Source organism: Methanomicrobiales archaeon (assembly GCA_030019205.1).
Taxonomy (GTDB): Archaea; Halobacteriota; Methanomicrobia; order Methanomicrobiales; family JACTUA01; genus JASEFH01.
The window spans coordinates 1-11,649 of sequence record JASEFH010000034.1; the positions used below are offsets into that span (position 1 = coordinate 1).

Genomic DNA, 11,649 nt, shown 5'->3' on the forward strand with positions numbered 1-11,649 from the left:
CCCGATCGGGTTGCCGGTGGGGTTGGACTCCGCGCCGTAGGTCTCGGCGGCGCTGACGGGAGGGATTACCGCTCCGCCCAGCACCAGGATCGCTACCAGCCCGAGAACCAGTGCTCGACGGATTCCGGCTGTGGTCGTCTTTCTTTGCAAGGTGGGCCCTGCGTATCTGTTCGGATACTCCGTGGGATCCGAACAGGCCCTTATCTGGCGATTTCCAATTGTCATGGCCTCACCGAACAATTTGTTTAATTTTGCACTATTTGAAACTTATAATAAACAGGAATATATAATAATTTACGATTTTTGGTATTGAAGTAAAGTTTTTGCGAAAAAAAATTGAATAGAGGTTTATTAAATTCTTATTGGAATAAAGAATATTTATATAATATTTATAATCAAAGAAAGCCAATTAGAAAATGCCCGGAAAATGAATACATGGGCTTACCGTTCTCGAACATGAATTGTTTAGCAGAAAAATAAAATTTCGAATTTTTACCATGGCCATGACCTATCTGCGCCGCAAATTCTGGCTTCCCCCTGCATCTCGGATATCTATTCAAATGCTATTGTTGTTATCCTTAAATGCTGGAACTATGGTTAATTTATGATAAATTTTAATAAATTAACAAAATTACTGCTGCGATTCCGACCGGATCCCGAACGCACCGCATTCTGACCCTGCGGCAGCACCGTATTCACCAAAAGTTTATATGAATAGATGGTCTACAGACACGCACGGGGTGTTTATGCCGTGTTTTATGTTTATCCGGCAGTATAGACAGGGGAGAGACCTGCCATGAGAGGAGGCAGCGCCATCATTCTCCCTCTCCTGGCAGGGGGCAGTCTCCTCTCCATTGTGGCGGCCGATCTGATCGCCTACCTGCATCCGGCACAGGGGTACGAGTTCTCCTTGTACGGCTCCACCCCGGCGCTGGTATGGATCCTCCTGATCGGCGGCGCGATCGGGGGAATATTCATCCTCCTATGCCAGGCATACATCGGCGGAAGTGGGAGGGGGGCACCGTGGGCTGCTGCCCTCTCCATCATCGTTCTTGCCCGGGTGAGTCTGCTATTCGTCCCCTACATCCGGGGATACTACAGCCTCGGAGGAGACCACATCTCGCATATGGGGGTCGTCAGGGATATCGTGGCGCTCGGGCATGTCGAGTCCACCAACTACTATCCGGCGCTCCACATCCTGGCATCCGCGGTCACCGTCGTCAGCGGGCTCTCCGTGGAGATCTGCACCAACTGTCTGGCTGCCGTGATCTCGGTCTTCTACGTGCTCTCCATCGTGGCACTGGCACATGCCCTCTTCAGGACGCAGCAGGTGAATCTCCTCACCTTCGCCGCCATCGGTGCCGTCTTCAACAGTGCCTACCACATCTACTTCATGCCCAACGGCTGGGCGTTCTTCCTGCTGCCGTTCGTGCTCTACCTGATCGTCAAGGAGATCAGGAGCCAGGAGTTCAAGCTCCTGCTGGTCGTCAGTCTGGTCCTCTTCCCGTTCCTCCACCCGCTGGGATCGGCAGTCCTGCTGCTGCTTCTGCTCTTCATCGGCATTGTCCGCATCCTCCACATGCGCGGAGTGCACCGCCGCCTGACCCGGGGCATGGTGATGTTCAATCTGCCGATCAAGGAGGTTGCCGTCCTCGGAGCCATCTTCGTCCCGTGGCTCCTCTCCTTCCGCCAGTTCCACAGCAACGTGCGGAGCCTCTACTATATCCTGATGACGGGCGAATCCCTGGACAAATTCGGGGAGCTGGCGATGCGGGTGGAGAAGGTCAACCTGGACTTCGCCGGTCTCCTGGATCTCGGGTTCCGCTCGCTAGGACATAATATCATCTACATCACAATATGCCTGGTCGGCGCTGCCATCATCATCCGGCAGTACCGGCGGTCCCGCGAGGCGTACTTCCCGGCTATCCTGATTCTTGGATCCATCGCCTTCTTCGGGCTTGTGTATGCCGCCTACCTCTTCAACATCGTCAGGGGTCTGGAGAGCATCGCAGCGGAGCGGATCATACCGCTCGTCTTCATCCTGGTCCCCGTCATCGTAGGCTACACCTTCTATGCCTTCAATATCCGGGGGAGACCGCTCCGTCTCGCTGCGGTATTTACTGTCATCTGCGCCGCACTCCTGATCAGCACCTTCAGCCTCTACCCTTCCCCGCTGATCCTTCGGCCAAACCCCCAGATCACAGAGCAGGACGTTGTCGCCACCCACTGGCTGCTTGAGTCCCGCGGAGATCCCGCTTACTATGCCGACATCCAGAATCCTCTATACAGGCTTGCGGATGCCGTCGTCGGGAGCCGCCAGGCCAATCTGCAGGGTATCAAGAGGAACGTCACGCGGGTGCCGGATCACTTCAACTATCCTGCGAGCCCACGGCTCGGCGAGACCTTCACGGCGACCCGCTACCTGCTGAGCACGGAGTTCGACAGAAGGCTCTACACCGATCTCTACACCAGCGTGGGCAGGTTCACGCATGACGACTTCGAACGGCTGGAGAGGGACGCATCGGTGAACAAACTCTACGTCAACGGGGAGGGTTCCATCTGGAGCATTCAGCCTGGATTCGGGTAGATCGTTCCTGCAGCGCTGGCAGAGCCCGCGGCGTCTCCCGCATCATCAGAGTGGATGCCGCGGCCCCGTCTGCGGGACGGAAGAGCGCCCCCCCCAACCGGCATTGCAGCGGGGGGTGCTGAAGAACGGAGACGCTGGATGCCTCGATTGTGCGGGTGGCCGGTGTGTTCTATCCTGACAACAGCGGCCACGCCATGCATGTCAGTGAGCTGGCGAGAGAGATTAACCCGCATCTGCGGGAGCAGACGATAGTTGCGCCCCGGCTTGATGGCGAGTTCCGGGAGTACGACGCCCGCCTCGGAGTCCCGATCGAGAGGATCGACGCAGTGCTCGTAAAAAGTCCCGCCTTGAGAAGGGTGCCGGGTGTCCCCACGCTCAACGCCCTCTATTATGCCTGGAATGCGGCGAAGCGCGTGGCGGGCCGGAAAGGGATCGATCTCGTCCACGTCCATGGGCTGATCCTCGGGCAGTTCCTGCTGCTGCTGCTGCGGGCACGGGGGATCAGAGTTCCGGTGGTGATCGCGTCCCAGGGGGCACCGGCCCTCATCACGCAGCCCCGCGTCACATGGACGCTCATGCGGGGGCTCCAGGCGCTCCTCTTCCGCCTGGTCCGCCCGGATCATGTCGTCCAGCTGGACGACGGCAACATGGATGCCGCCTTCATGGACGAGCTGAAGGCAAGGGGAATCCCCTGCACGGTGGTGTTCCACGCCATCGACACCGATCGGTTCGCCCCGCCACCTGCCCGCGGATCTGCCGATGGCTGCGTGATCCTCTCGAACCACCGCTTCGTCCCCTTCAAACGGGTGGACCTGGCCATCCAGGCCTTCAATCGACTGGTCCGCTGCGATGGAGGCGACGGCGCCCTGCTAAAGCTGGCCGGCTCGGGCCCTCTCCGAACGGAGCTCGAACGCATGGTGAAGGATAGCGGCCTCTCCGATCGGGTGGAGTTCATCGGGGAGAAGCCGCTCGATGCGATCGGGCAGGAGATCGCCGCTGCGGACATCGTTGTGGGTACGTCCACCATCAGCAACGTCAACCGTTCGATCCAGGAGGCGATGGCGTGCGGACGGGCGGTGGTCGTATTCGACAGCGGAGGGACCACGATCTTCCGCAACGGCGAGAACGCGATCACGGTCCCGCCGGGGGATGTGGGCGCCTTCGCGGAGGGTCTGCAGCGCCTGATCCGGGACCCGGCCCTGCGGGAGCGGTTGGGGGCCTGCGCCCGCGAGACCATCCTGCAGCAGAGGAGCTGGAAGCGGAGGATCGCGCAGGAGCTGGAGGTGTACCGGCGCGTCCTGGGGCGCGGCAGCGAATCCTGCGGGGATTATTCCGCGGCGCGCTGATAGGGCGGGGCAGGATAACAGGATGGGGGCAGGTATGATGCAGGAGGGTAGTGCGGTTCACCCCTCTCCGCCGCGGCGGCGGACGGGCTTCTTCAGCGATCTCATCCGCCTGGTGATGGGGACCACATCCGCCCAGCTCGTCTCGATCGCGGTCGCTCCGATCCTCACCCGGCTCTACGGTCCGGAGGCGTTCGGGCTGCTGGCCCTGTTCATGGCGATCACCGGTCTTCTGGGTATGATCGCCTGCCTGCGCTATGAGTTCTCGATCGTCCTGCCGCACTCGGATGCAGAGGGGGCGAACCTGCTCGGACTCTCCCTGGCGCTCTCCGCCTTCTTCAGCCTGCTGACAGTCCCCGTATTCTGGATAGGAGGGAGGGCGATCCTGGAACTGCTGAATGCGACGGAGCTGGAAACATACCTCTGGCTAGTCTCGCTCACGGTCTTGGTTCTGGGCGTCTTTAGCGCCCTGAACTACTGGAACTCCCGCACGAAGCAGTTTGGCCGCCTCTCGGCCGCGCGGGTGACCAGCTCCGTGACAATGTCGGGCGCCCAGGTCGGGGCCGGGTTCGCCGGTTTCACCTCTGGCGGGAGTCTTATCGGCGCAAACTTCCTGGGGCACCTGGTATCGACCCTCATCCTCGGCGTCCAGATCTGGCGGGACGACAGGCGCCTGTTCCGGGAGAGCGTGCGTTGGCAGAGTATGATCGGAGGCTTCCGCCGCTACCGCAGATTCCCCCTCTTCGATACCGTATCCGCGGTGCTGAACGCCCTCGCCTGGCAGCTCCCTGTATTCTTCCTCGCCGCCTTCTTCTCGCCCGCCATCGTGGGGTTCTACTCCCTGGGCTTCCGCATCCTGCAGCTCCCGATGTTCTTCGTCGGCGGGGCGCTCGCCCAGGTCTTCTTCCAGCGTGCGGCAGAGGCGAAACTGGAAGGGCGGCTCGGAGCCCTGACGGAGGGCGCCTTTCGGATGCTGGTCGGCGCGGGCATCTTCCCCATCCTGGCGGTGACCATCATCGGGGCGGACCTCTTCGCGCTGGTCTTCGGCGAGGTCTGGATGGAGGCCGGAGTCTACGCGCAGATTCTGAGCATCTGGGCGTTCGTGTGGTTCATCTCCTCCCCGCTCAGCACGCTCTATCTGGTGCTGGAGCGGCAGGACTTCGGGCTGAAGGTCAACGCCCTCAACCTGGGCACCCGCGTCGCCGCTCTCTACGTCGGCGGACTCGCGGGGGATCCACGGATCGCGCTCGGTCTCTTCGCCGTCTCGGGCATCTTCTCCTATGGCTACCTCTGCCTGAACGTGCTTGACTTCTCCGGCGTGCCTCTGGTAGCGGTGCGGCAGTTCCTGCTGCAGCGGCTGGCTCTCGTGGTTCCCGCCATTGCGGCGCTCGGTGTATTGAAGATACTCGGCGCGGGACGCCTCACGCTTCTGCTGGCAGCCGTCGCCCTGGGGCTGTTCTATTACCTCCACCTGATCCGTACGGATGTCCAGGCCCGCAGACTGCTGGACCAGCTGGGGATCTCGCGCCCACTCTCCGCCCTGCGAGACCGCTGGATATGAAGAGGGGAGGCAGCCCCTCTCCTGACACTTCGCGGGGTACCGGCAGGCAGCATCTCTGCAGACTGCTTGCAGGGATCGATTCGCGCAGCCCCGCCCGCAGCCTTCGATCGAGGCGGGCTGTGGCAGAAAGACTAAATAGAGGAAGTATCCATTACAAATACCATCCTGGGGCTCTCCCCATGCCATCCGCGTTCTGCAAGAAGAAGGTCTTCGTTCTGCTGCTGCCGCTACTCCGGGTCTTCGGCTCGCTCTTCTTCGACAAGCAGTACCTGCGGGGGCGGTACTTCGATGCGAGCGCCACCGGCTGGCACTGGGTGCTCCGGATCATCGTCTGGCAGAAGATCTTCGGGTTCAACCGCCACATCCCCCCGGCCGGTATCCCCCTTCATCAAGATCCTGAGTCCACAGAATATTGAGTTCTGCCCCGAGGATATCAACAACTTCCCGGCAATGGGCACCTACTACCAGAATGCCAGGGGCACGATCGTCATCGGGAAGGGTTCGTACATCGCGAACAATGTCACCATCGTCACGGCAAACCACGACTTCTCCGATCTCGAGGCGTATCAGCCCGGAAAGGATGTCATTATCGGCGATAGGTGCTGGATCGGGGCAAACTCTGTCATTCTGCCGGGAGTGCACCTGGGCGATCACACGATCGTCGGAGCGGGCTCCATCGTCACCAAGTCGTATCCGCAGGGAAACCTCGTTATCGCCGGCAATCCTGCCCGCCCGATCCGCCTCCTGGATGCCCGTGGAGAGCCGGCGGCGGAGTCTGCCTCTCCGCTCGGGACGTCCCCGTCGGAAGCCGACGCAGCACGGTTCTCCCCGTCTCCTCACCGCTCTATGAACGAGCCGGCGCGCCCCCGCTCGAGTGGTGGCTGCACGAGGATGCCGAACCGCAGCCGCCGGCGGCTGCCCTCTCACCGTTGACCGCTACTCCCGCCGAGCTGCTCTGCGGGAGAGCGCAGGGGTACCTCCCCGTTCTGTGCCGCAGGTGGATCCCTGGCTGTGAGATCGGATACGCCCTACTGCATCGAGATCGCAAGGGAGACCGACTGATCCTTTCGGTTTAGGGAGATGTCCTCAATTTTCGTGGTTCTGCCGCTCCCTTCTGCCAGCAGGCAGGCGACCAGGCTGCAGATGGGGCAGGGGAACCGGGTGCAGTGGCGGGGAGAGGCCTGCTGGATCAGGGTGCAGGTGTTGAAGAGCCGGTAGCCATGCAGCTGCACGTGGACGATATCCCCCTCCCGCCGCGTCTCCACGGCATCCGCAACGGTCAGGATGTCCTCGCAGGTCTTCTTGATCGCCCAGAGCATGCCGGACTCATCAGAGACGAAGATGAACGGGTAGTTCTTCCGGAGTTCCTGGAGAATGGGGTTCCCGAGGGGCGTGACAAGCAGATCGCCCCCCTTGCCGACTGCGCCGGGAGCGTAATGCTCTCCTCCGCCGTCCAGGGAGAGCACCTGCATGGGGGCGGCATGCTTCCCGCTGGAGGGGGTGAAACGTGCATTTTCCTGCGCACCGAGGGAGCTGTAGACCGTGGCGAGGTTGATGCTGCCCTGCACGGGAAGGAGGTTCGCCAGACGGAGATCGATGGCTCCCCAGCGGGGGATCGTATAGATGAAGATGCCACCGAGGACCCCGCTGATGCCGTAGAGGGAAAGAAGCGTCCGCTGGAAGTCCGTCCTGTCCTGCAGGAGCGCGACAAAGAGCAGGAGGGATGCCGCACTCATGAGCAGGATGCCGAAGGTCTCGTAGCGTGCTCCCCGCATCACAGTGCGCCCTCCCGCCGTTCCTCCGCCCAACATGGGGAGCGGTTCGGTACTCCAGACAGGTACATCTGTCGAGCCGTCATAGTCTCAATATCCTCATGATTCTCTCTGCCATCAGGATGACGAATATCACAGAGTTCGCTGCGAACAGGAACCAGAGATAGGAGTGATACCGGGGTCGGGAGAAGAAGGACTCCGTGAATTCCAGGATCAGGGCGAGACCCAGCAGCATCAGGATGAAGTAGACGTCCAGATACGGATAGCCGGTCAGCGCGATGATCGTAACGCTGGCAAACATCCAGACCAAAAGTGCCAGTGCAGCAATTCCTCTCTTCTCCATGCCAGTGCACTACTTACACAGTGCATATTATTAAAGATATTGTGGGCGGAGGCCCCTTCATCCAGGGGGGCCAGATTCCCGAGACGATGGAAAAGAATTTTGGGCCGATCCGTGCAATACTCCGAGAAGGAACTGCGATGATCACCATCGTTCTCGGCACCCGCCCCGAGATCATCAAGATGTCGCCGATCGTGCGGGCATGCGAACGTCGCGGGGTCGACTACCGCGTGCTGCATACCGGCCAGCACTACTCCCCGGAGATGGACCGCATCTTCTTCGACGAGCTCGAGCTGCCGCAGCCCGCCGTGAACCTGGGGGTGGGCTCCGCCAGCCACGCGGTCCAGACGGGAAGGATCATGGGCGGTGTCGAGGAGGTGCTGCTGCGGGAGCGGGCGGATGCCGTGCTCGTCCAGGGCGACACGAACACCGTGCTCGCCGCCAGCCTCGCTGCGGCGAAGCTCCACATACCCGTCGGGCATGTGGAGGCCGGACTGCGGAGTTTCGATCGCCGCATGCCGGAGGAGATCAACCGTGTGGTGGCCGACCACGTAGCCGATCTGCTCTTCGCCCCGACCAAGACCGCCCGGCGGCATCTCCTCGCGGAGGGGATCCCGGATGCGCGGATCGCCGTCGTCGGCAACACGATCGTGGATGCGGTCCGCCAGAACCGGGAGATCGCGGACCGCAGGGTTCGAGCGCTGGAGTCCCTGGGTCTCGAACGCGGCGGCTACATCCTCACCACCGCCCACCGCGAGGAGAACGTGGACGAGCGTGCCCGCCTGGAGGGTATCCTGACGGGCCTGCGGGATGTGCAGCGGACAGTCGGTATGCCTGTCGTCTTCCCCGTCCATCCCCGCACGACAAGCCGCATGCGGCAGTTCGGAATCGAGGCGGGCGGGATCAGGGCCATCCCTCCGCTCGGGTTCCTGGAGTTCCTGCAGCTCGAGGCGAATGCCCGGCTCGTCCTCACGGACTCCGGCGGGGTGCAGGAGGAGGCCTGCATCCTGGGCGTGCCCTGCGTCACCCTGCGGGAGAATACCGAACGGCCCGAGACTGTGGACGTGGGCGCGAACATGCTGGGCGGGACCGATCCGCGCCGCATCCTGGCCGCGGCGGAGGAGATGCTGGCGCGGCGGCGGGGCTGGGAGAACCCCTTCGGCGACGGACAGGCCGGAGAGAGGATCCTGGATCGCACGCTCCTCCTTTAGGCGGCGGACGATCGCATTGCCGCCTACCGCCACTGGGAGAAGGCGAGCATCAGGATCACCACCATGAGGGAGGCGAGGGCCATGAGCAGGATGAGGTTGGCGGTGAACCAGGTAGCGGCGTCATCCACGATCTCCTCCGCCACGGCGATGGGGGAGTGATTGTTCGGAGTGGTCGGGACGGATCGGGCCTTTACGGCGACCAGCGCAAAGGAGGAGAGGCCGTCAGGGGACTGCGCCTCAAAGAGCGGATCCCCCTTCTGGTTCAGGCCCGTGTAGGTGGTCTGGAGGATATCCGCTGCTCCGCCCCCGGCGATCCGGGCGATCCTGATGCTGCTGATCCCGCCGCGCTCGTCGAGCCAGGCGGCGGGGATGCTCATGCGGATGGCGGCCGGACCGTGCCGGGTGGCATTCACTCCCGCGATCTCTGCCGTATAGGCGACAGCGACGAGATCGAGTCTGCTCCGGTCGGCAGCACGCTGGAGCGCTTCTGCATCTCCTCCCTCGCGGAGGACCACCTGCACGGTGGAATTCACCGGCATCCGCTCGAACCAGGCCTCGAGCCACACCTCCACAACACCGCAGCTCAGGTTGGCATACTGCGGCCCGCCGGCCAGACGCAGGCTCTTGAATTCGCCCGTGATGTTCCGGGCCGTCTGCTGGATGTTGCTGCAGCCGATCGTCAGCACCGCCGCCTCGCGGCTGATGACGATCGAATCCTCGGCGACTGACACCATGAACTGGGCGCCCCGGGCCTTCAGGCGGTCCACAGAAAGAGCATTGTCCCCGCTGACCGTCACTCCGGGGACACTTACCACGTAGGTCACCGGTACGCCCTCCAAGGTGGCGAAGACAGGAGGCGTGGGCGACCCCGTCGGCGAAGGCGCGGGCGGCGCTCGACGAGACTCCGTCAGCCGCCGTTCGACCAGATCCTCGCCGTTGCGGGTGACGGTGACGGTCACATCTCCGCCCGTTCCTCCGTCCAGAGCGAACCGGATCGGATCGCCTTCACTCTCCTGCAGGACGCCTGAGAGCGTCAGCGAGAGGCATGCACTCCCCTGGGCCAGCGGGTCCTGCCCGAGGATGTGCAGATGGGTATACTCGCCACCCACGGTTGCGACGGGATCGGATACCTCCCCTGCCGAACCCGGAAACTGCCGGATCCAGAGTTGCTCCCCCTTCTGCATCTCGTAGCGGATGCTCCGGAATCCTGCTCCCGATGCCGTGACGCACCCCCCGGAGAGGGTGAACGGGAGTCGTACGCCGGAGAGATTGAGAGCGGCGGCACCCGACGGGATATCGACTGCGGAGAACGTAATGCTCACCGAATCACCGTCCGCGATCCCGCTTAGGGGCAGCACTATCTCCTCTCCCGAGGACGTCCCCACCGGACCTGCAGCGGATGCCGCGGCAACCGCAAGGAGCGCGATGAGAAGGGAGAGTCCTGCTACCGTCCGCGTGTATGCCATCCCTTCTAGCGGTATGTCAGCAGACTGAATAAAGTATCGTACATGCAGCGCGGGGAATCCACCGCCCCCTCCCCCTTTCCGCGTCCACGGCCGTGGCTGGAGGGGCCGGACCGCGGTTGCAGCGGTATGCTGCGGATCCCTCTGAAGGAGCGGCGAGCGGAGGGGCGATGCTGTTCGTTGTTGGATGGGGAAGACTGCCTCTCTCCATCGGAGATCCATCGCGATGGATATCGCCCTGTCCCGGCGCCAGGATCATTGTGCGCCCGCCGGAGGTCGAATTAAACGGTTCATCCATCCGGCCCTGGCGCCTCGCCGATCCTCTGCATCACTTCAAGGGGCATAGCTGCCGGTACGATCGGTGCTGCTTGGGATAGATGGGGGCGAAACGCATGTCGGAGGAGGAATGATCCGTCCCGGTATCGGGACGGATCGCACATCGGCAGATAAGGCCAGGACCTATCGCCTCCCCGCGGGGATGGGAGGCGCAGATCCCCTTGAAAGAGGGGCTTCGGAGGGTGCATGACGACATCCGCCAAAATGGAAAGCGAAATTTACTTGGAAAAGCCGTTATGCGACATGTAGAAGAACGGGAATTTCACCCCCCCGATGACACCCACCTTCTTCCCGGGATTCTCACCCTGCTCGCCACGCTGATACGGCCGATCAACCTCGACTTGAACTCCCTGTGGTTGGATGAAGGCTCGGGTAGGGATGTCATCACCCGGACGTGGTTCCAGCTCTCGGGATTCACATACATCACATCGGCGGGGATTTTTGGGTTGCTGCTCGTCGGGTCATTCTTCCTCTACCGTAAGGATGACGTGTCCGCAGTCACGGTTGCAGGAACCTTCATCTTTGCCTTCATCGTATCCGTCATCGTTGCACCCCCATCAACATGGTCGCGGTCTCTGCTTATGTGCTCCCGCTCTGGTTTGTCGGAGTTGGCGCATCGTATTAGTCTTCCGCCATCTACCGCAAGAAGCATATCCAGGATTGCGATAAACCCCATCCCGCATCATAAAAGCGATGTCTAAGCCCGTTGATCTCTCTGGCAATGAACCCCCTGACCGATTTTGTCCTGAAGGGGGAGCACAAACGCATCCAGAGACTCGGAGACCGGCTCGCAGACCTGGAGACGCTGATCGACGGGGAGGCTTTTCGTCCAATCCTGAGCAATCTCTATAACAGCGACAAAGAGAGCGGTGGACAACCGAACACCGATGAGATCCTGCTGCTGAAGATGCTCGTTCTGCAGTCCTTCCACGGTTTATCGGATCCGGAGATGGAGCGGCAGGCGAACGACCGCATCTCCTTCCGGAAGTTCCGGGGATTCCCGGAGAAGATACCGGATCACACCACGCTCTGGTAC

General features: G+C 61.8%; 11 protein-coding genes. 8 read left to right on the plus strand and 3 right to left on the minus strand.

Annotation, left to right across the window (positions count from 1 at the left end; genetic code table 11):
• The first annotated feature begins 796 nt into the window (after window positions 1-796).
• From QMC96_12550 to QMC96_12570, 5 genes are all read left to right on the plus strand, one after another.
• Window positions 797-2,587 (plus strand): hypothetical protein, encoded by a 1,791-nt coding sequence (locus tag QMC96_12550; protein ID MDI6877587.1) that lies wholly within the window; start codon window positions 797-799, stop codon window positions 2,585-2,587.
• Between the two features lie 164 nt (window positions 2,588-2,751).
• A complete protein-coding gene (locus QMC96_12555) occupies window positions 2,752-3,933 on the plus strand; it encodes a glycosyltransferase family 4 protein (GenBank protein MDI6877588.1) in 1,182 nt (393 codons plus the stop codon).
• Between the two features lie 34 nt (window positions 3,934-3,967).
• Window positions 3,968-5,491, plus strand: coding sequence for an oligosaccharide flippase family protein (locus QMC96_12560; GenBank protein MDI6877589.1), 1,524 nt, complete (start codon window positions 3,968-3,970; stop codon window positions 5,489-5,491).
• A gap of 179 nt (window positions 5,492-5,670) precedes the next feature.
• Window positions 5,671-5,907 carry a hypothetical protein gene (locus QMC96_12565; GenBank protein MDI6877590.1) on the plus strand — a complete coding sequence of 79 codons (237 nt, stop codon included), beginning with the start codon at window positions 5,671-5,673 and terminating at the stop codon, window positions 5,905-5,907.
• Window positions 5,908-5,941: 34 nt separating this feature from the next.
• Window positions 5,942-6,424: an acyltransferase gene (locus QMC96_12570; GenBank protein MDI6877591.1), complete on the plus strand. Its 483-nt coding sequence runs from the start codon at window positions 5,942-5,944 to the stop codon at window positions 6,422-6,424.
• 95 nt (window positions 6,425-6,519) lie between these two features.
• Here the strand turns inward: QMC96_12570 and QMC96_12575 are convergent, their stop codons facing one another.
• Window positions 6,520-7,269 (minus strand): hypothetical protein, encoded by a 750-nt coding sequence (locus QMC96_12575; protein MDI6877592.1) that lies wholly within the window; start codon window positions 7,267-7,269, stop codon window positions 6,520-6,522.
• 76 nt (window positions 7,270-7,345) lie between these two features.
• The gene (locus QMC96_12580) at window positions 7,346-7,606 is read right to left on the minus strand and encodes a hypothetical protein (GenBank protein ID MDI6877593.1); all 261 of its coding nucleotides are present in this window, start codon (window positions 7,604-7,606) and stop codon (window positions 7,346-7,348) included.
• 137 nt (window positions 7,607-7,743) lie between these two features.
• On the opposite strand from QMC96_12580, the gene wecB reads away from it, so the two are divergent.
• Window positions 7,744-8,814 (plus strand): UDP-N-acetylglucosamine 2-epimerase (non-hydrolyzing), encoded by a 1,071-nt coding sequence (wecB, locus tag QMC96_12585; GenBank protein ID MDI6877594.1) that lies wholly within the window; start codon window positions 7,744-7,746, stop codon window positions 8,812-8,814.
• Window positions 8,815-8,837: 23 nt separating this feature from the next.
• Here wecB and QMC96_12590 read toward each other — a convergent pair whose 3' ends face one another.
• Entirely contained in the window at window positions 8,838-10,280 is a 1,443-nt protein-coding gene (locus QMC96_12590) for a hypothetical protein (GenBank protein ID MDI6877595.1), read from the minus strand.
• Between the two features lie 515 nt (window positions 10,281-10,795).
• Between QMC96_12590 and QMC96_12595 the strand changes: the two genes are divergently transcribed.
• A complete protein-coding gene (locus QMC96_12595; GenBank protein MDI6877596.1) occupies window positions 10,796-11,314 on the plus strand; it encodes a hypothetical protein in 519 nt (172 codons plus the stop codon).
• A 20-nt stretch (window positions 11,315-11,334) separates the two neighbouring features.
• On the plus strand, window positions 11,335-11,649 hold a 315-nt coding region (locus tag QMC96_12600; GenBank protein ID MDI6877597.1), incomplete at its 3' end, for a transposase.